The following is a 19,796-nucleotide window of genomic DNA, read 5'->3' as shown; positions in this document are numbered from 1 at the left end:
GTGACTCGTATTGCCATGCTCGTATGGAACGAATTTCGCAACGACGCCCGCGTGTTGAAACAGGCCCAGACACTTCAGTCGGCGGGCTATCAAGTCACGGTGTTTGCCCTGCATACCCCAGGTATAACCTGCCAAAAAGAAACCCTCGCGGATGGCACTCAGGTGATACGAGTCGCGCGGCGTCCGTTATGGCGGTGGCGCAGCGCCAAGGCGCAACAATCGAGGGGCGCGTCGGCGACTGGCAAGCCAATGTCAGTGCTGCGCGTACTTGCGCGGGTATGGACACATATCGGCCTGGTGACCCGTATCGCCTGGCATCGCGCAACGGTGATCCACGCCCATGACGTCAATACCCTGCCCAGCGCCTGGCTCGCCGCCCGGCTCAGCGGGGCCAAGCTGGTGTATGACGCCCACGAAATCAGCACCAGCCGCGAAGGTTACGGGCGCTATCGCCAGTGGGTGGCGCGGGTCGAGCGCACGCTGATGCCCAGGACTGACGGCAACATCACCACCACCGAGACGCGGGCGAAGTTCTTTGCCCGCGCTTACGCCATTGCCCGCCCGCTGGTGCTGCAGAATCGGCCACGGTTGAGCAGCAGCCCGCCAACACAACGGATCCGCCATGAACTGGGGCTGGTGCAGCCCTGGCCGATCATCGTCTATCAGGGCGGATTGCAGCAGGGACGCGGGCTGGAGCGCCTGCTGCGGGTAGCGGCAAGCGTACCGGATGCCTATTTCGTGTTGATTGGGGGCGGAAATCTGTGCGGGCCGCTGCTGGCATTGCGCGATGAACTGGGCCTGGCCGAGCGCGTGCATTTTATCCCCGTGGTGCCCCTGGCGGATCTGCCCAGCTACACCGTATCAGCCGATATTGGCGTGCAACCCATCGAACACACCTGCCTGAACCACTTCACCACCGACTCCAACAAGCTGTTCGAGTACGTGATCGCCGGGCTGCCGGTAATAGCCACGGACTTCCCGGAGATTCGCCGGATTGTCAAAGCCCATGACATCGGGTTGCTGGTGCCGGCCGGTGACGACCTGCAATTGCGCGCGGCTCTCAGGCATTTGCTGGATGACCCTGTGCTACGCCGCAGGTATGCCGGCAACACACGAATTGCCGCCAGGTACCTGAACTGGGAACAGCAGGAGGCAGAGCTGGTAACGCTGTACTACCGGTTGACGGGCATGGGCCAGGTGCATCCATGACGATGCGTATCCTGTTGTTGAGCTACTACTACCCACCTGACCTGGCAGCATTTCGGGTCGAAGCGATGGTCGAGGCCCTGCTCGCACACCCTGGCGGCGAGGCGCAGATCGACTTGCTCACCACTTGTCCCAACCGCTATGCCGCCTCTTACGTGGCAGGCAGCGATGGCCCACAACGACCGGGGCTTTGTATTACGCGCATAGCCCTGCCCAGGGCCCCCAACAACTTCCGCGATCAGGCAAGGGGGTTTGCGGCCTATGCCCATGGCGTACGCAAGGCGATAAAAGGCAAGGAGTACGACTTGATCCTTGCCTCCTCCTCGCGGCTGATGACCGCCGCGCTGGCGGCCTCGATTGCCCGGGCACGCAAGACCCCGCTCTATCTGGATATCCGCGATATTTTCGTCGATGTGCTGCCCGAGCTTTTCCCTGGCCTGCGCGGCAACATCCTCGCCCGGCTGTTTGCCGTGGTCGAGCGACTGACGATCAACCAGGCCTCGCGGATCAACCTGGTGTCACCGGGGTTTCTCGGTTACTTCGTCGCGCGCTATCCGCACAAGAGGTTTGCCACCTTTACCAATGGCATTGACGATCTGTTTTTCCAGTCAGCGCTCTCCCAAGGCATACCCTGCGCACCTGCCGGCCGATTGAAAATCGTGTATGCCGGCAACATCGGCGCCGGCCAGGGCCTGGAGAAAATCATCCCGCAACTGGCGCAACGGTTGACCGACCGTGCCAGCTTTTATGTGATTGGCCATGGCGGCACACTGCACAAATTGCGCGATGAGCTGCAACGCCTGCGCATCACCAATGTCGAGCTGATTGCCCCCATGTCCCGCGCCCAGCTCATCAATCACTATCGCCAGGCCGATGTGCTGTTTTTGCACCTGAATACGTTCAAGGCATTCCTCAAAGTCATACCCTCAAAATTGTTCGAGTACGCCGCCACCGGCAAGCCGATCCTGGCGGGCCTGGATGGTTACTCAAAACACTTCGCCACCACCCATATCGCCAACACCGCAGTGTTTGCCCCCGCAGACCTGGAGTCCGCCATCGCCGCCCTGGCTCGACTCAGGCTCGAGCCCACCGACCGTTCGGCATTCATTCGCGATTACGCGCGCACGACCATCCAGCAACACATGGCGATCGACATACTGAGCACCCGATAAGCGCCCGCCGATTATTGCAAAAATAAGTTAAATAAAAGCCCGCCGGGGCCGACAACCTGTCAAAGCCTTGCGGATTGATCAATCATGCGTAATAACCAACCCGTTACCCAGCGCGAACGTACCTTCCCCGCTCAACAACGGTTGATCTCCACGACCGATGCCAAAGGCGTGATCACTTACTGCAACGACGCGTTTGTCGAGATCAGTGGGTTTTCCCGGGATGAACTGATGCGCGCCCCGCACAACCTGGTACGTCACCCGGATGTGCCGGCCGCGGTGTTCGCGCATATGTGGGCGACGCTCAAACAAGGCTTGCCATGGATGGGCATCGTCAAGAACCGCTGCAAGACCGGCGATCACTACTGGGTCAACGCCTATGTGACCCCGGTGTTCGACGGCGAACAGGTGATCGGCTACGAGTCGGTACGGGTCAAGCCGACCGCCGAGCAGATCCGCCGTGCCGAAGCGCTGTACCAGCGGATCAATCAGGGCAAGTCGGCCATCCCGCGCAGTGATAAATGGCTGCCGGTGTTGCAGGACTGGCTGCCGTTTATCCTGGTCAGCCAGTTGAGCTTCCTGATCGGCATCTGGTTCAACTCCCACTGGGGTTTTGCCCTGGCCGCCGCACTGTCGGTGCCGCTGGGCCTGCTCGGCCTGAGCTGGCAGCAGCGCGGTCTCAAGCGCCTGTTGCGCCTGGCCGAACAGACCACCTCCGACCCGCTGATCGCGCAGATGTACACCGACAGCCGTGGCGCGCAAGCACGCCTGGAGATGTCGATCCTCAGCCAGGAAGCCCGCCTGAAGACCTGCCTGACCCGCTTGCAGGACACCGCCGAACACCTCAACGACCAGGCGCGTCAGTCCAACACCCTGGCCCACAACAGCTCTACCGGCCTGGAACGCCAGCGCGTGGAGACCGAGCAGGTAGCCACCGCCGTCAACCAGATGGCCGCCACCACCCAGGAAGTCGCCAGCCATGTACAACGTACGGCTGACGCCACCCAGGAGGCCAATCGCCTGACTGGGCGCGGGCGTGATATCGCGGGCGAAACCCGCGAAGCCATCCAGCGCCTGTCAGTGGTGGTTGGGGAAACCGGTGTGACCGTGACCCAACTGGCCAAGGACAGCGACGAGATCGGCGGCGTGGTGGATGTGATCAAGGGCATTGCCGACCAGACCAACCTGCTGGCCCTGAACGCCGCCATCGAAGCGGCGCGCGCCGGTGAAATGGGCCGCGGGTTTGCGGTGGTGGCCGATGAAGTGCGGCAACTGGCGCAACGCACCAGCGAATCCACCGGGCAGATCCATGCCCTGATCGCCAAGTTGCAACAGACCGCCAGCACCGCCGTGCAGACCATGGATGCCGGGCATCGCCAGGCCGAAGAAGGCGTGGCGCGGGTGATGGAAGCGGACGCGGCGCTGGTGGGGATCAGCGAGGCGGTGGCGCACATTACCGACATGACCACCCAGATCGCCGCCGCGACCGAGGAGCAAAGCTCGGTGGCCGAAGAGATCAGCCGCAATATCAGCACCATTGCGCTGCTGGCGGACCAGACTTCGGAGCAGGCGTTGAATTCGGCGCAGTTGAGTGAAGAGCTGACCCATACGGCCAATACGCAGTATTCGCTGGTGGAGCGGTTTAACCGCTAGATCGCTATCGCAGGCAAGCCAGCTCCCACATTTTGATCTGTGAATACATTCAAAATGTGGGAGCTGGCTTGCCTGCGATGAGGCCCTAACGGGTGCCGAGAAAACCAGCCACCTTCCGCGCCGCAGCTTCCAGATGCTGCTCATGGGTAAACCCCGAAGCCTTCAACGGCTTCAAATCGTGATCCCCCGCCACCAGCCACATCACCTCGATGCTCGGCGACAATACATACCCCTCCACCGCCGCCCGATTGCCCAGCGCATCGCGTTCGCCCTGCACAATCAAGGTCGGGGTCTTCAGCCCTGCCAGATGCTCGACCCGTGGCTTCTCTGGCTTACCCACCGCATAGAACGGATACCCCAGGCACACCAGTGCATCAGCCGCCAATTCATCGGCCAATAAACTGGCCATCCGCCCGCCCATGGACTTGCCGCCAATCGCCAAAGGCCCAGCGACATGACGTCGCACCTGGGCATATACCTCGCGCCAGCATTCCAGCAGTTTTGGCGCCGGGTTCGGCGGGCGTTTGCCGCCATCCACACGGCGCTGGGCCATGTAAGGAAACTCGAAGCGCAACACGCTCACGCCATGCCCGGCAAGGCGTACAGCCATGTCGTCCATAAAGCCCGAGTCCATCGGCGCGCCGGCACCGTGAGCCAGGATCAGCGTCGGTGATTGGCCCGCGTCAACGCTCGTGGCCGCATTCCACAACCACCCGTGTTCACGCACACACTGCGCCCATTGATCCCCGTCAATACTGGCCTTGTGCTCTTTGCCCATGCTTGCCTCGCTTTTTAGTCTGCCTATAACTCCAGCCCAAGTGCCGCATCTGCTTGGGTTGAACCGTGGATGGGGAACCATGAACACTACTTTAAGTACCGCCTATAACTACAAGGTGGTCCGCCAATTCGCCATTATGACGGTGGTGTGGGGCATCGTCGGCATGGGGCTCGGGGTTTTTCTCGCCGCCCAGTTGGTATGGCCCGAACTCAACTTCAACCTGCCTTGGACCAGTTTCGGTCGATTGCGCCCACTGCACACCAACGCGGTGATTTTCGCGTTTGGTGGCTGCGCGCTGTTTGCCAGCTCCTTCTACGCGGTGCAACGCACCTGCCAGACCCAGCTGTTCGCGCCGAAAGTCGCCGCGTTCTGCTTCTGGGGCTGGCAGTTGGTGATCCTGCTGGCAGCAATCAGCTTGCCACTGGGCTACACCAGTTCCAAGGAATACGCCGAACTGGAATGGCCGATCGACATCCTGATCACCATCGTCTGGGTCGCCTACGCCATCGTGTTCTTCGGCACCGTGGCCAAGCGCAACACCAAGCACATCTATGTCGGTAACTGGTTCTTCGGTGCGTTCATCATCACCGTGGCGATCCTGCATATCGTCAACAACCTGGAAATCCCGGTCAGCCTGACCAAGTCCTACTCGCTGTACGGCGGTGCGACGGATGCCATGGTGCAGTGGTGGTATGGCCACAACGCCGTAGGTTTCTTCCTCACTGCGGGCTTTTTGGGGATGATGTACTACTTTGTGCCCAAGCAGGCCGAGCGTCCGGTTTACTCCTATCGCTTGTCCATCGTGCACTTCTGGGCACTGATCACCCTGTACATCTGGGCCGGTCCTCACCACCTGCACTACACCGCGCTGCCGGACTGGGCACAGTCCCTGGGCATGGTGATGTCACTGGTTCTGCTGGCGCCAAGCTGGGGCGGCATGATCAACGGCATGATGACCCTCTCGGGCGCCTGGCATAAGCTGCGCAGCGACCCGATCCTGCGCTTCCTCGTTGTATCGCTGGCGTTCTACGGCATGTCGACCTTCGAAGGGCCGATGATGGCCATCAAGACGGTCAACGCCCTGTCCCACTACACCGACTGGACCATCGGCCACGTACACGCCGGCGCTCTCGGTTGGGTAGCGATGATCTCCATCGGCGCGCTGTACCACATGATCCCGAAAATCTTCGGTCGCGAGCAGATGTACAGCCTCGGCCTGATCAACGCGCACTTCTGGCTGGCGACCATCGGCACCGTGCTCTACATCGCTTCGATGTGGGTCAACGGCATTGCCCAGGGCCTGATGTGGCGTGCGGTCAACGAAGACGGCACCCTGACCTACTCCTTCGTCGAAACCCTGGTGGCCAGCCACCCAGGCTTCATCGTGCGGTTGGTGGGCGGAGCGATCTTCCTCAGCGGCATGTTCCTGATGGCTTACAACACTTGGCGCACCGTGCGTTCGGCACAACCTGCCGAAGTGGCCGCTGCGGCGCAGATGGCCTGAGGAGTCGATGATGAAACACGAAACGATTGAAAAGAACGTCGGCCTATTGATGCTGCTGATGGTGCTTGCCGTGAGTATCGGCGGCCTGACGCAGATCGTCCCGCTGTTCTTCCAGGACGTCACCAACAAGCCGGTCGAAGGCATGAAGCCCTACACCGCGCTGCAACTGGAAGGCCGTGACATCTACATCCGCGAAGGCTGCGTACAGTGTCACTCGCAGATGATCCGGCCGTTCCGCGCCGAGACCGAACGCTACGGCCACTACTCGGTCGCCGGCGAAAGCGTGTGGGATCACCCGTTCCTGTGGGGTTCCAAGCGTACCGGTCCGGACCTGGCCCGTGTTGGCGCGCGCTACTCCGACGACTGGCACCGCGCGCACTTGTACAACCCGCGCAACGTTGTGCCTGAGTCGAAGATGCCGGCCTACCCTTGGCTGGTCACCGCGCAGGTCGACAGCAGCCACATCGAAACCAAGCTCAAGGTCATGCGCACCCTCGGCGTGCCGTACACCGACGCAGACATCACCGCGGCCGTGGACAGCCTCAAGGGCAAGACCGAAATGGACGCCCTGGTCTCCTACCTGCAAGTGCTCGGCACTGCAATCAAGAGCAAGAGGTGAACCATGGGTTTTGAACTCGATACCGGAATGATCCGCGGCCTCGGCACGCTGGTGGTGGCAATTGCCTTCATCGGCCTGTCGCTGTGGGTGTTCAACTCCAAGCGCAACCCGGAGTTCGCCGAGGCCTGCCTGCTGCCATTTGCCGATGAGCCTAAGCCTGACGCCATCGACACCCCATCCGACGCTCAAGAAGAGCCTGTAACAAGGAGCATTCGGCCATGACTACCTTTTGGAGTACATGGATCTGTGTACTGACCCTCGGCAGCCTGATCGGCCTGACCTGGCTGCTGTTCGGCACCCGCAAGGGCGAGACCAAGGGCAGCGTCGACCAGACCATGGGCCACGCCTTCGACGGGATTGAGGAGTACGACAACCCCCTGCCCCAGTGGTGGTTCATGTTGTTCGCCGGTACCCTGGTGTTTGCCGTCGGCTACCTGATCCTCTATCCGGGCCTGGGCAACTGGAAAGGCGTGTTGCCGGGCTATGAAGACGGCTGGACCCAGACCAAGGAATGGGACAAGGAAATGGCCAAGGCCGACGCCAAGTTTGGGCCGATCTTCGCCAAATTCGCAGCCATGCCCGTGGAAGAAGTGGCCAAGGACCCGCAAGCGTTGAAAATGGGCGGCCGCCTGTTTGCCTCCAACTGCGCGGTGTGCCACGGCTCCGATGCCAAGGGCGCCTACGGCTTCCCGAACCTGGCGGACGACAACTGGCGCTGGGGCGGTTCGGCAGACGCGATCAAGCTGACCATCATGAACGGGCGCCACGCCGCCATGCCGGCCTGGGGTGAAGTGCTGGGCGAGGACGGGGTGAAAAACGTCGCGGCCTATGTGCGCCACGACCTGGCCAAGTTGCCACTGCCGGCTGACAGCAAGGTCGACCTGGCTGCTGGCAAGCAAGCGTTCGACACCACCTGCGTGGCCTGCCACGGCCCAGAAGGCCACGGCGTTGAAGCCATGGGCGCGCCAAACCTGACGCAGCCTGCCGGTTTCATCTACGGCACCAGCCTTGCGCAGTTGCAGCAGACCATCCGTCACGGCCGCCAGGGCCAGATGCCGGCGCAGGAAGCCCTGCAAGGCAACGACAAGGTCCACCTGCTGGCGGCCTACGTCTACAGCCTGTCGCAGAAAGAGCAGAAGTAAGCTTCAAGCTACACGCTGCAAGAGAAGAGTTCTCAACTCGGCTCTTGCAGCCCTCCCTCTCCCCGCTCCAAACCTGCCCCTTGCAGCTTGCTACTAACCACTGCGCCCTGCGCCAGATTGTCACACCCTTCTAAAGCACACCTTTCCCCTCTCGCCATTCGGGTCTACGCTTGTTTCCACAGTGGGCCGGCGTTGATCGGTCGCAGCTAGACTTGCACTCGATGAGTCAGACACTCCAGCAGGGTGACAGGCGCAAAGGCTGGCAGTTACCGGCTGTCGTGCCATTGACCATTCGTCACTTCGCCAGCTTGTTTGTACATACCTCGCTACAAGTACCTGCGCCCCCTCAAAATTCCTGTCCAACCCGTCAGCTTTTCATTTTTGATTTTGTCCTTACGCCAAACATGGAAAGGGCGCAGAATCTGGTTTGTAAAGCATTGACGCAGGTCAGCGTTACGTTGCAATGGCACCTCGCTTTCTCCATACTTGCGACCGATTTTTATCCTAATAAAACACCTAAACCGTGGAACCTTAGAATGAGCACAGCAATCAGTCCGACTGCTTATAACTATAAGGTAGTCCGCCAGTTCGCCATCATGACGGTGGTCTGGGGGATCCTTGGCATGGGGCTCGGTGTCTTCATCGCCTCGCAACTGGTCTGGCCGGAGTTGAACTTCGACCTGCCATGGACGACGTTTGGACGCCTACGCCCACTGCACACCAACCTGGTGATCTTCGCCTTCGGCGGATGTGCACTGTTTGCCACTTCCTACTATGTCGTGCAGCGAACCTGCCAGACGCGACTGATTTCCGATGGTCTCGCCGCCTTCACCTTCTGGGGATGGCAAGCGGTGATTGTCGGCGCCATCATCACCCTGCCAATGGGCTTCACCACCACCAAGGAATACGCGGAATTGGAATGGCCCCTTGCCATCCTTCTGGCGATCGTCTGGGTGACCTACGGCATTGTGTTCTTTGGCACCATCGTCAAGCGCAAGACCAAGCACATCTATGTCGGCAACTGGTTCTACGGCGCATTCATCGTCGTGACGGCGATGCTGCACATCGTCAACCACGCGTCCCTGCCGGTGAGTTTCTTCAAGTCCTACTCGGCCTACGCCGGTGCGACCGATGCGATGATCCAGTGGTGGTACGGCCACAACGCCGTAGGGTTCTTCCTGACCACCGGCTTTTTGGGGATGATGTACTACTTCGTGCCAAAACAGGCCGAGCGTCCGATCTACTCCTATCGCCTGTCCATCGTGCACTTCTGGGCGCTGATCACCCTGTATATCTGGGCCGGTCCGCACCACCTGCACTACACCGCACTGCCAGATTGGGCACAGTCCCTGGGCATGGCCATGTCGATCATCCTGCTGGCTCCGAGCTGGGGCGGCATGATCAACGGCATGATGACCCTGTCCGGCGCCTGGCATAAGCTGCGCACCGACCCGATCCTGCGCTTTTTGGTGGTATCGCTGGCGTTCTACGGCATGTCGACCTTCGAAGGGCCGATGATGGCCATCAAGACCGTCAACTCGCTGTCCCACTACACCGACTGGACCATCGGCCACGTCCACGCCGGCGCCCTCGGCTGGGTAGCGATGATCTCCATCGGCGCGCTGTATCACATGATTCCCAAGCTCTATGGCCGGGCGCAGATGCACAGCACCAGCCTGATCAATACCCACTTCTGGCTGGCCACCATTGGCACCGTGCTCTACATCGCCTCGATGTGGGTCAACGGCATCACCCAGGGCCTGATGTGGCGTGCGATCAACGACGACGGCACTCTCACCTACTCCTTCGTCGAAGCGCTGCAAGCCAGCCATCCTGGTTTCATCGTCCGTGCCCTCGGTGGTGCGTTCTTTGCCAGCGGCATGCTGTTCATGGCCTACAACGTGTGGCGCACCGTGCGTGCCTCCAACCCTGTAGAGGCTGAAGCCGCCACCAAGATCGCCGTCGTGGGAGCTCACTGATGAAGCATGAAGTAGTCGAGAAGAATATCGGCCTGCTGGCCTTCTTCATGGTCATCGCCGTGAGTATCGGCGGCCTGACCCAGATCGTTCCGCTGTTTTTCCAGGACGTGACCAACAAGCCGGTCGAAGGCATGAAGCCACGTACCGCCCTTGAACTGGAAGGTCGCGATGTGTACATCGCCAACGGCTGTGTCGGCTGCCACTCGCAGATGATCCGCCCGTTCCGTGCTGAAACCGAACGCTATGGCCACTACTCGGTCGCCGGCGAAAGCGTGTGGGACCACCCGTTCCTGTGGGGTTCCAAGCGTACCGGTCCGGACCTGGCCCGCGTGGGTGGTCGTTACTCCGATGACTGGCAGCGTGCGCACTTGTACAACCCGCGCAACGTGGTGCCCGAGTCGAAAATGCCGGCGTACCCGTTCCTCGTGGAAAACAAGCTCGACGGCAAAGACACGGCCAAGAAAATGGAAGTCTTGCGCACCCTCGGCGTGCCTTACACCGACGAAGACATCGCCGGTGCCCAGGCAGCCGTCAAGGGCAAGACCGAAATGGACGCGCTGGTGGCCTACCTGCAAGGCCTGGGCACCATCATCAAAAGCAAACGGTGATCTGAATGGATATCGGGATGATTCGAGGCCTGGGCACCGTTGTCGTGATGGTGGCCTTTATCGGCCTGGCGTTGTGGGTGTTCAGCCCCAAGCGCAAGTCAGAGTTTGAAGACGCGACCTTGCTGCCTTTTGCGGATGATCCCGAAGCCATCAAGCACGTCGAGCAAGCTTCTAGGAGTAACAAAGAATGACTACGTTCTGGAGTCTGTACGTCACAGTCCTCAGTCTGGGTACCATTTTTGCCCTGACCTGGCTGCTGCTGTCGACCCGCAAGGGCCAGCGCGCCGAACAAACGGACGAGACGGTTGGCCACTCGTTCGATGGCATCGAGGAATACGACAACCCACTGCCAAAGTGGTGGTTCATGTTGTTCGTCGGCACCATCGTGTTTGCCCTGGGCTACCTGGTGCTGTACCCGGGCCTGGGCAACTGGAAAGGCCTGCTGCCGGGCTATGCCTACCTCGATAACGACAAGCAAACCCCATTCGCCAACGGCCAGAGCGGCTGGACTGGCGTGCACGAGTGGGAAAAGGAAATGGCGCGCTCGGACGCCAAGTTCGGGCCGATCTTCGCCAAATTCGCGGCCATGCCTATTGAAGAAGTGGCCAAGGACCCGCAAGCGCTGAAGATGGGAGGCCGCCTGTTCGCCTCCAACTGCTCGGTCTGCCACGGTTCCGACGCCAAGGGTGCCTACGGCTTTCCCAACCTGACCGACGCCGACTGGCGCTGGGGCGGCGAGCCGGAAACCATCAAGGCCACCATCATGGCCGGCCGCCATGCAGTGATGCCGGGCTGGGCTGAAGTCATCGGCGAACAAGGCGTGGCTGACGTGGCCGGCTTCGTGCTGACCAACCTCGATGGCCGCAAGCTGCCGGAAGGCGCCAAGGCCGACGTGGCCAACGGCGAGAAACTGTTCGCCGCCAACTGCGTGGCCTGCCACGGACCGGCCGGCAAGGGTACGCCAGCAATGGGCGCACCCGACCTGACCCACCCGGGCGCGTTCATCTACGGCTCCAGCTTCGCCCAACTGCAGCAGACCATCCGTTACGGCCGCCAGGGTCAGATGCCTGCGCAAGAGCAACTGCAAGGTAACGACAAGGTGCACTTGCTGGCAGCGTATGTTTACAGCCTGTCGCACAAAGAGCAGCAAGAGCAGAAGTAAGCTGCAAGCCCCGATAAAAAGCCCCGTACAGCGCATGCTGGCGGGGCTTTTTTGGTTCTGGTGAAGCCTATCGACCGTTTGTAGCTTCAAGCTTGTGGCTTGCAACTGCGTAGTAGTAACGTAACTACATTCACCCATCCCGCTGGGAGGCGCCCCATGACTATCACGACAATCTCCAGCCGCGAATTCAACCAGGACACAAGCGGTGCCAAAAAAGCCGCGCGCCAAGGACCGGTTTTTATTACCGATCGAGGCAAGCCTGCCCATGTACTGCTAAGTATTGAGGACTACCAAAAATTGACAGGTATCAACGCCGATATCGTTGACCTGTTGGTGATGCCCGAAGCGGCGGATATCGAGTTTGAAACCGAGCGTGCCGTGATTACACACCGACCCGTGGACCTCTCCTGATGTATCTGCTCGATACCAACGTCATTTCCGAGTTACGCAAACCCCAAGCCGACAAAAATGTGGTGGCCTGGGCCAGAACCGTCGCCGCACCGCGCATGTATATTTCGGCGATTACCTTGAAGGAACTGGAGACTGGGGTGCTGCGAATGGAGCGCCGTGACCCCGCGCAGGGCAAGGTCTTGCGCACCTGGCTCAAACGCCACGTCATGCCGGCCTTCGATGCCAGAATCCTGCCAATTGACGCTGCCGTGGCATTGCGCTGCGCCAGCTTGCATGTGCCCGATTGTGCCAACGAAAGTGATGCGCTTATCGCCGCAACCGCTCTGGCTCACGGCCTGACCGTGGTCACCCGCAATGTCACCGACTTCCAAAGCAGCGGTGTGACACTGATCAACCCATGGGACGAATGACCTTCGAGCCCTGAAAAACCGTCCATACTCATCCTGTCAATTGATTCAAGTCACGTACACCATCAATTGATTTCCCCCAACGCGACCAAAGGTCGCACCCGTTCATCGGTACTACAGGCGTATCATTACGCCACTGCAAGACCCCTATTTTGACCCCGGCTGGCACGTACTGGCCGAGGCAAATCTCCACTGCCGTGGGATGCAATGATGAGCAACCAGATTCCGGTACATGACGTTACCCCGCCTGCCAAAAAAACCAGCGACACCGTCGATCTCTACGCCTCGCGGGAGAAAATCTACACCCGTGCCTTCACCGGGATGTTCCGCAATCTGCGGATGCTCGGCGGTGCCGGGTTGTTCCTGCTGTACTTCGGTACGGTGTGGCTGAACTGGGGCGGGCACCAGGCCGTCTGGTGGAACCTGCCAGAGCGTAAATTCTTCATTTTCGGTGCGACATTCTGGCCCCAGGACTTCATCCTGCTGTCGGGCATCCTGATCATCTCGGCCTTTGGCCTGTTCTTTATCACCGTGTACGCCGGGCGGATCTGGTGCGGCTACACCTGCCCGCAAAGCGTGTGGACCTGGATCTACATGTGGTGCGAAAAGGTCACCGAAGGCGACCGCAACCAGCGGATCAAGCTGGACAAGGCGCCGATGAGCGCCAACAAGTTCCTGCGTAAACTCAGCAAGCACAGCCTGTGGCTGATCATCGGTTTTGTTACCGGCATGACCTTTGTCGGCTACTTCTCGCCGATCCGCGAACTGGTCTTCGATTTCTTCACAGGCCAAGCCGATGGCTGGTCGTACTTCTGGGTCGGCTTCTTCACCCTCGCCACCTACGGCAACGCCGGTTGGCTGCGTGAACAAGTGTGCATCTACATGTGTCCGTATGCGCGCTTCCAGAGCGTGATGTTCGACAAGGACACCCTGATCGTCTCCTATGACCCGCGCCGTGGCGAAGTGCGTGGCCCACGCAAGAAAGGCATCGACTACAAGGCCCAGGGCCTGGGGGATTGCATCGACTGCACCATGTGCGTGCAGGTCTGCCCCACCGGGATCGACATCCGTGACGGCCTGCAGATCGAGTGCATTGGCTGCGCGGCCTGCATCGACGCCTGCGACACCATCATGGACAAGATGGACTACCCTCGCGGGTTGATCAGCTACACCACCGAACATAACCTGTCGGGGCAAAAGACCCACAAGTTGCGCCCGCGCCTGATCGGCTATGCGCTGGTGCTGCTGGCGATGATCAGCCTGCTGGCCACGGCGTTTTTCATGCGCTCGCTGGTGGGTTTCGACGTCAGCAAGGACCGCGTGCTCTACCGCGAAAACGCCGAAGGGCGGATCGAGAACGTCTACAGCCTGAAAATCATGAACAAGGACCAGCACGACCACACCTACGTGCTGGACGCCAGCGGCCTGCCGGACCTCAAGCTGCAAGGCAAGCGCGAGATCAAGGTCGCCGCCGGGGAAATCTTCACCATGCCGGTGGAGCTGTCGAGCGCGCCGGAACAATTGCCATCGAGCACCAACGAGGTGAAATTCATCCTCAAGGATGCTGACGATGACAGCGTCCACGTTGAAGCCAAGAGCCGGTTCATCGGCCCACAAATTCGTTAAAAGAGAGCAGAACAATGCCCGTAGCAACTGCCGCAAGCCCCTGGTACAAGCACCTCTGGCCCTGGATCATCATTGCCATCCTGGCCTGCTCGGTGACGCTGACCTTGTCCATGGTGACCATCGCGGTGAACAACCCGGACAACCTGGTCAACGACAACTACTACGAGGCCGGCAAAGGCATCAACCGCTCCCTGGACCGCGAACTGCTGGCCCAGACCCTGCAAATGCGCGCCACCCTGCACCTGGATGAACTGACCGGTGAAGTGGAACTGTTCCTCACCGGCAACAGCGGGCCGACCACTCTGGAGCTGAACCTGATTTCGCCGACCCAGCCGGAGAAAGACCGCAAGGTCGTGCTCACCCGCAGCCAGAGCGAGCCGGGGCGGTACATCGGCCAGGTGACCGACAAGGTCGAGGGGCGGCGCTTCGTCGAACTGCTGGGGGTCGAAGGCGACAGAACCTGGCGCATGTTTGAAGAGGAAGAAGTCAGCCATGGCACCGACTTGAAGTTAGGTGACGAGCCGTTGCAGGGTGCTGAAGACCTGAAGAACTGACAGCCGCGCTTCGCGCATCGCCGGCAAGCCGGCTCCTACAGGGAGTGTGCGATAACCTTGTAGGAGCGGGCTTGCCCGCGATGAGGCCCTCCCCGCCCACACAGATCCAAAACCATGACCACCCCAACCCCCTGCTACCACTGCGCCCTCCCCGTCCCGCCCGGCAGCCGCTTCACTGCGGTGATCCTTGGCGAGTCCCGCGAGCTCTGCTGCCCGGGTTGCCAGGCGGTGGCCGAGGCGATTGTCGCAGGCGGGCTGGAAAGCTATTACCAACACCGCAGCGAGGCCTCGGCCAACCCCGAAGCGCTGCCCGTGCAGTTGGTCGACGAACTGGCGCTGTACGACCGCGCCGATGTGCAAAAACCCTTCGTGCGCCACGACGGCGACCTGGCCGAAGCCACCCTGTTGATGGAAGGCATCAGTTGCGCCGCCTGCGGCTGGCTGATCGAAAAACACCTGCGCAGCCTGCCCGCCGTGGCCGAGGCGCGACTGAACCTGTCCAACCATCGCCTGCATGTGCGCTGGGCCGATGGGCAGTTGCCGTTGAGCCAGGTGCTCAGCGAGCTGCGCCAGATCGGCTACGCCGCCCACCCCTATCAAGCCGACCGCGCCGCCGAACAACTGGCCAGCGAAAACCGCCTGGCCCTGCGCCAACTCGGCGTCGCCGGCCTGCTGTGGTTCCAGGCGATGATGGCAACCATGGCCACCTGGCCGGAATTCAATATCGACCTGAGCCCCGAGCTGCACGTGATCCTGCGCTGGGTCGCGCTGTTTTTGACCACCCCCATCGTGTTCTACAGCTGCGCGCCGTTTTTCAAGGGCGCCATGCGCGACCTGCGCACTCGCCACCTGACCATGGATGTCTCGGTGTCACTGGCCATCGGCGGCGCTTACCTCGCGGGGATCTGGACCGCGATAACGGGGGTGGGCGAGCTGTATTTCGATGCCGTGGGCATGTTCGCCCTGTTCCTGCTGGCCGGCCGCTACCTGGAGCGCCGTGCCCGCGAGCGCACGGCCGCCGCCACCGCGCAGTTGGTCAACCTGCTGCCGGCCTCGTGCCTGCGCCTCAAAGGCGATGGCCAGAGCGAACGCATCCTGCTCACCGAACTGGCCCTGGGCGACCGGGTGCTGGTGCATCCGGGCGCGATCCTGCCGGCCGACGGGGTGATCCTGAAGGGCCAATCGAGCATCGACGAGTCCCTGCTCACCGGCGAATACCTGCCACAACCGCGACAGGCCGGCGATAGCGTCACCGCTGGCACCCTCAACGTCGAAGGCGCGTTGACCGTGCAAGTGCGCGCCCTGGGCCACGACACCCGCTTGTCGGCCATCGTGCGCCTGCTGGAGCGGGCCCAGGCCGAAAAACCGCGCCTGGCAGAAATCGCCGACCGCGCCGCGCAATGGTTCCTGCTCTGCTCACTGATCGCCGCCGCTGTGATCGGCCTGCTGTGGTGGGAGCTGGATTCATCGCGAGCATTCTGGATTGTCCTGGCGATGCTGGTGGCGACTTGCCCGTGCGCCCTGTCCCTGGCAACCCCCACGGCCTTGACCGCCGCCACCGGCACCCTGCACAAACTCGGCCTGCTGCTGACCCGTGGCCATGTGCTGGAAGGCTTGAACCAGATCGACACAGTGATTTTCGACAAGACCGGCACCCTCACCGAAGGTCGCCTGGCCCTGCGCGCCATCCGGCCGCTGGGCAGCATGAGCAGCGACCTCGCCCTGGCCCTGGCCGCCGCCCTCGAAAACCGCTCCGAACACCCGATTGCCCGGGCCTTTGGCCGCGCGCCGCTGGCAGCTGATGAGGTGCTCAGCACCCCTGGCCTGGGGCTCGAAGGGCGGGTCGGCGAACGCCTGCTGCGCATTGGCCAACCCGCTTTCGTCTGTGAGTTAAGCGGCTGTGGGATTCCCGATTCGCCGCAAGATGCCGGCCAATGGCTGCTGCTGGGCGATACCGGCGGGGCCCTGGCCTGGTTTGTCCTGGATGATCGCCTGCGCAGCGATGCTCCTGCGCTGTTGGCCGCGTGCAAGGCGCGGGGCTGGCGTACCTTGTTGCTGTCGGGTGACAGCTCGCCGATGGTCGCCAGCGTCGCCGCCGAACTGGGGATTGATGAAGCCCGTGGCGGCCTGCGCCCGGATGACAAGCTGCAGGTGCTGCAACAACTGCACAAGGAAGGCCGCAAGGTGCTGATGCTCGGGGACGGCGTGAATGACGTGCCGGTGTTGGCCGCCGCCGATATCAGCGTGGCCATGGGCTCGGCCACTGACCTGGCGAAAACCAGCGCCGATGCGGTGCTGTTGTCCAACCGCCTGGACGCCCTGGTGCAAGCCTTCAGCCTGGCCCGGCGCACGCGCCGGGTAATCATTGAAAACCTGCTGTGGGCCGGGCTGTACAATGGCCTGATGTTGCCGTTCGCCGCCCTCGGTTGGATCACGCCGATCTGGGCTGCGATCGGCATGTCCCTCAGTTCGTTGACCGTGGTGATCAACGCCCTGCGCCTGACACGCCTGCCGCGCGCCAGTGCCGCGAGCACCACCCCACAGCCTCGCCCGCTGCCGGCTTGAGCCGCGCGGGCATGGAGTAGCGATGCCAGCTCTTTACGTAATGATTCCAGCGGCGCTGCTGATCGTCGCCATCGCCATCTACATCTTCTTCTGGGCGGTTGACAGCGGCCAGTATGACGACCTCGACGGGCCGGCCCACAGCGTGTTGTTCGACGACCAGGACCCCAAGCACCTGGCCGCTGTCGACGAAGCCAGCAGCCATGCGCAACCACCGACCAAGCCTGACGAGCCGGCGCCGCCCCATGCTTGACCTCGCGCCGCTGCTGGTTTCTGCGCTGATCCTCGGCCTGCTGGGCGGCGGCCATTGCCTGGGCATGTGCGGCGGCCTGATGGGCGCGCTGACCCTGGCCATCCCCCCGGAGCAACGCAGCCGGCGCTTTCGCCTGCTGCTGGCGTACAACCTGGGACGCATCCTCAGCTATGCCTGCGCCGGCGTATTGATTGGCCTGGCCGGCTGGGCCGTGGCCAACAGCCCGGCGGCGATGTTCATGCGCATCCTCGCGGGCCTGCTGTTGATCAGCATGGGCCTGTACCTGGCCGGCTGGTGGAGCGGCCTGACCCGTATCGAAAGCCTCGGCCGCGGCCTGTGGCGCCATATCCAGCCGTTTGCCAGCCGTTTGCTGCCGGTGTCCAGCCTGCCCCGCGCCTTGCTGCTGGGCGCGCTGTGGGGTTGGTTGCCGTGCGGCCTGGTCTACAGCACCTTGTTGTGGGCGGCCAGCCAGGGCAATGCGATGGATAGCGGGTTGCTAATGCTGGCCTTCGGCCTTGGCACCTGGCCGGTCTTGCTCGCCACCGGTCTGGCGGCGGAGCGTGTCACCGCGCTGTTGCGCAAGCGCAGTGTGCGCGTGGCGGGCGGCCTGCTGGTGATGGTGTTCGGGATCTGGACCCTACCCGGCCCCCATCAGCACTGGCTGATGGGCCACTAAAAGGCCATGTGGCATAGCGCCGCTCCCCTTTGATACAAATCAAGATGACCGCCCGGCCATGCCCCTAGACTCGGCCCACTAGCCAATCCGGGGAACGCCCGCATGCTCGACGCCATTCGTTGGGATACTGATCTGATTCATCGCTACGACCTCGCGGGGCCGCGCTACACCTCCTACCCCACCGCCGTACAATTCACCAGCCAGGTCGGCACTTTCGACCTGCTGCACGCCCTGCGCGACAGCCGCAAGGCGGTGCGCCCGCTGTCGCTGTATGTGCACGTGCCGTTCTGCGCGAACATTTGCTACTACTGCGCCTGCAACAAAGTCATCACCAAGGACCGCGGTCGCGCCCAGGCCTACCTGCAACGCCTGGAACAAGAGATTCAACTGGTCGCCTGCCACCTGGACCCCAACCAACGGGTGCAGCAGCTGCATTTTGGCGGCGGCACACCGACCTTTCTCAGCCACGACGAATTGCGCCAACTGATGGCGCAACTGCGCCAGCACTTCAACCTGCTGGATGACGACTCCGGCGACTACGGCATCGAGATCGACCCCCGGGAAGCCGACTGGGCCACCATGGGCCTGCTGCGTGAACTGGGCTTCAACCGCGTGAGCATCGGCGTGCAGGACCTGGACCCCGAGGTACAGCGGGCGGTCAATCGCCTGCAAAGCCTGGAAGAAACCCGCGCGGTGATCGACGCGGCGCGCACCCTGCAGTTTCGCTCGATCAATATCGACCTGATCTACGGCCTGCCCAAGCAGACCCCGGAGCATTTCGCCCGCACGGTGGCCGAGGTCATCAGCCTGCAACCCGACCGCCTGTCGGTGTTCAACTATGCCCACCTGCCCGAACGCTTCCTGCCCCAGCGGCGGATCAACTGCGAAGACCTGCCGGCCCCCGCCGTCAAATTGCAGATGCTGCAGGAAACCATCGAACAGTTGACGGCGGCTGGCTACAACTACATCGGCATGGACCACTTCGCCCTGCCCGATGACGAATTGGCCATTGCCCAGGAAGAGTCCACCCTGCAGCGCAACTTCCAGGGCTACACCACCCACGGTCACTGCGATTTGATCGGGCTTGGCGTTTCGGCCATCAGTCAGATTGGTGACCTGTACTGCCAGAACAGCAGCGACCTGAATCACTACCAGAACGCCCTGGCGGGGGCGCAACTGGCCACCAGTCGCGGCCTGCTCTGCACGGCGGACGATCGTTTGCGCCGGGCGGTGATTCAACAGTTGATCTGTCACTTCAGCCTGGACTTCGAAAGCATCGAGCAGGCCTTCACCGTGGATTTTCGCGGCTATTTCGCCGAGCTTTGGCCACAACTCCAAGCCATGGCCAGTGACGGCCTGATCGAACTCGACGCCGAAGGCATTCGGGTACTGCCGGCCGGACGCCTGCTGGTGCGCTCGGTGTGCATGGTGTTCGATGCCTATCTGGAGCAACAGAATAGGCAGCGATTTTCGCGGGTGATCTAAGC

The 19,796-nt window shown here is 61.8% G+C and carries 20 protein-coding genes; 19 read left to right on the top strand and 1 reads right to left on the bottom strand.

Annotation, left to right across the window (positions count from 1 at the left end; all coding sequences use genetic code 11):
• The 3 genes from ACO77H_RS07720 to ACO77H_RS07710 all read left to right on the top strand — a co-directional run bounded on the left by ACO77H_RS07720 (nt 1) and on the right by ACO77H_RS07710 (nt 4,028).
• Nucleotides 1-1,209: a glycosyltransferase family 4 protein gene (locus tag ACO77H_RS07720; protein WP_432755225.1), complete on the top strand. Its 1,209-nt coding sequence runs from the start codon at nt 1-3 to the stop codon at nt 1,207-1,209.
• A complete protein-coding gene (locus ACO77H_RS07715; protein WP_432755224.1) occupies nt 1,206-2,378 on the top strand; it encodes a glycosyltransferase family 4 protein in 1,173 nt (390 codons plus the stop codon). The genes ACO77H_RS07720 and ACO77H_RS07715 overlap by 4 nt, the downstream gene beginning before the upstream one ends.
• A gap of 84 nt (nt 2,379-2,462) precedes the next feature.
• Nucleotides 2,463-4,028, top strand: a complete 1,566-nt coding sequence (locus ACO77H_RS07710; protein WP_038442232.1) for a methyl-accepting chemotaxis protein — start codon at nt 2,463-2,465, stop codon at nt 4,026-4,028.
• Nucleotides 4,029-4,113: 85 nt separating this feature from the next.
• Here ACO77H_RS07710 and ACO77H_RS07705 read toward each other — a convergent pair whose 3' ends face one another.
• Nucleotides 4,114-4,806 carry an alpha/beta family hydrolase gene (locus tag ACO77H_RS07705; RefSeq protein WP_432755223.1) on the bottom strand — a complete coding sequence of 231 codons (693 nt, stop codon included), beginning with the start codon at nt 4,804-4,806 and terminating at the stop codon, nt 4,114-4,116.
• A 79-nt stretch (nt 4,807-4,885) separates the two neighbouring features.
• Between ACO77H_RS07705 and ccoN (ACO77H_RS07700) the strand changes: the two genes are divergently transcribed.
• From ccoN (ACO77H_RS07700) to hemN, 16 genes are all read left to right on the top strand, one after another.
• Nucleotides 4,886-6,310: a cytochrome-c oxidase, cbb3-type subunit I gene (gene ccoN, locus ACO77H_RS07700; RefSeq protein WP_169954201.1), complete on the top strand. Its 1,425-nt coding sequence runs from the start codon at nt 4,886-4,888 to the stop codon at nt 6,308-6,310.
• Nucleotides 6,311-6,320: 10 nt separating this feature from the next.
• Nucleotides 6,321-6,929, top strand: coding sequence for a cytochrome-c oxidase, cbb3-type subunit II (ccoO, locus tag ACO77H_RS07695; RefSeq protein WP_432755222.1), 609 nt, complete (start codon nt 6,321-6,323; stop codon nt 6,927-6,929).
• 3 nt (nt 6,930-6,932) lie between these two features.
• Nucleotides 6,933-7,151 carry a cbb3-type cytochrome oxidase subunit 3 gene (locus tag ACO77H_RS07690; protein WP_169954202.1) on the top strand — a complete coding sequence of 73 codons (219 nt, stop codon included), beginning with the start codon at nt 6,933-6,935 and terminating at the stop codon, nt 7,149-7,151.
• Nucleotides 7,148-8,071, top strand: coding sequence for a cytochrome-c oxidase, cbb3-type subunit III (gene ccoP / locus ACO77H_RS07685; RefSeq protein WP_169954203.1), 924 nt, complete (start codon nt 7,148-7,150; stop codon nt 8,069-8,071). Before ACO77H_RS07690 ends, ccoP (ACO77H_RS07685) begins: the two co-directional genes overlap by 4 nt.
• A 536-nt stretch (nt 8,072-8,607) precedes the next feature.
• Complete coding sequence (gene ccoN, locus ACO77H_RS07680; RefSeq protein ID WP_057439486.1) at nt 8,608-10,050, top strand: cytochrome-c oxidase, cbb3-type subunit I; 1,443 nt, start codon at nt 8,608-8,610, stop codon at nt 10,048-10,050.
• The gene (gene ccoO, locus ACO77H_RS07675; protein WP_029300047.1) at nt 10,050-10,658 is read left to right on the top strand and encodes a cytochrome-c oxidase, cbb3-type subunit II; all 609 of its coding nucleotides are present in this window, start codon (nt 10,050-10,052) and stop codon (nt 10,656-10,658) included. Before ccoN (ACO77H_RS07680) ends, ccoO (ACO77H_RS07675) begins: the two co-directional genes overlap by 1 nt.
• A gap of 5 nt (nt 10,659-10,663) precedes the next feature.
• Nucleotides 10,664-10,849 carry a CcoQ/FixQ family Cbb3-type cytochrome c oxidase assembly chaperone gene (locus ACO77H_RS07670; protein ID WP_003175465.1) on the top strand — a complete coding sequence of 62 codons (186 nt, stop codon included), beginning with the start codon at nt 10,664-10,666 and terminating at the stop codon, nt 10,847-10,849.
• The gene (gene ccoP, locus ACO77H_RS07665; RefSeq protein ID WP_170043329.1) at nt 10,846-11,820 is read left to right on the top strand and encodes a cytochrome-c oxidase, cbb3-type subunit III; all 975 of its coding nucleotides are present in this window, start codon (nt 10,846-10,848) and stop codon (nt 11,818-11,820) included. Before ACO77H_RS07670 ends, ccoP (ACO77H_RS07665) begins: the two co-directional genes overlap by 4 nt.
• Before the next feature lie 156 nt (nt 11,821-11,976).
• Nucleotides 11,977-12,231 (top strand): type II toxin-antitoxin system Phd/YefM family antitoxin, encoded by a 255-nt coding sequence (locus ACO77H_RS07660; protein WP_169954205.1) that lies wholly within the window; start codon nt 11,977-11,979, stop codon nt 12,229-12,231.
• On the top strand, nt 12,231-12,641 hold the full coding sequence (locus ACO77H_RS07655; protein ID WP_432755221.1) for a type II toxin-antitoxin system VapC family toxin: 411 nt from the start codon (nt 12,231-12,233) through the stop codon (nt 12,639-12,641). Before ACO77H_RS07660 ends, ACO77H_RS07655 begins: the two co-directional genes overlap by 1 nt.
• Nucleotides 12,642-12,848: 207 nt before the next feature.
• Nucleotides 12,849-14,264 (top strand): cytochrome c oxidase accessory protein CcoG, encoded by a 1,416-nt coding sequence (gene ccoG / locus ACO77H_RS07650; RefSeq protein WP_169954207.1) that lies wholly within the window; start codon nt 12,849-12,851, stop codon nt 14,262-14,264.
• 14 nt (nt 14,265-14,278) lie between these two features.
• Entirely contained in the window at nt 14,279-14,818 is a 540-nt protein-coding gene (locus tag ACO77H_RS07645; protein ID WP_057960318.1) for a FixH family protein, read from the top strand.
• Between the two features lie 114 nt (nt 14,819-14,932).
• Nucleotides 14,933-17,383 carry a heavy metal translocating P-type ATPase gene (locus tag ACO77H_RS07640; protein ID WP_170057743.1) on the top strand — a complete coding sequence of 817 codons (2,451 nt, stop codon included), beginning with the start codon at nt 14,933-14,935 and terminating at the stop codon, nt 17,381-17,383.
• Nucleotides 17,384-17,405: 22 nt separating this feature from the next.
• Nucleotides 17,406-17,633, top strand: a complete 228-nt coding sequence (gene ccoS, locus ACO77H_RS07635; protein WP_169954209.1) for a cbb3-type cytochrome oxidase assembly protein CcoS — start codon at nt 17,406-17,408, stop codon at nt 17,631-17,633.
• Nucleotides 17,626-18,309, top strand: a complete 684-nt coding sequence (locus tag ACO77H_RS07630) for a sulfite exporter TauE/SafE family protein (RefSeq protein ID WP_170043328.1) — start codon at nt 17,626-17,628, stop codon at nt 18,307-18,309. Before ccoS ends, ACO77H_RS07630 begins: the two co-directional genes overlap by 8 nt.
• A 102-nt stretch (nt 18,310-18,411) precedes the next feature.
• Nucleotides 18,412-19,794: an oxygen-independent coproporphyrinogen III oxidase gene (gene hemN, locus ACO77H_RS07625; protein WP_432755220.1), complete on the top strand. Its 1,383-nt coding sequence runs from the start codon at nt 18,412-18,414 to the stop codon at nt 19,792-19,794.
• The last annotated feature ends 2 nt before the right edge of the window (nt 19,795-19,796 follow it).

The organism is Pseudomonas sp. WMBT8, from assembly GCF_050916005.1.
In the GTDB taxonomy this organism is placed as follows: Bacteria; Pseudomonadota; Gammaproteobacteria; order Pseudomonadales; family Pseudomonadaceae; genus Aquipseudomonas.
This window is presented reverse-complemented; position numbering and strand designations above follow the sequence as displayed.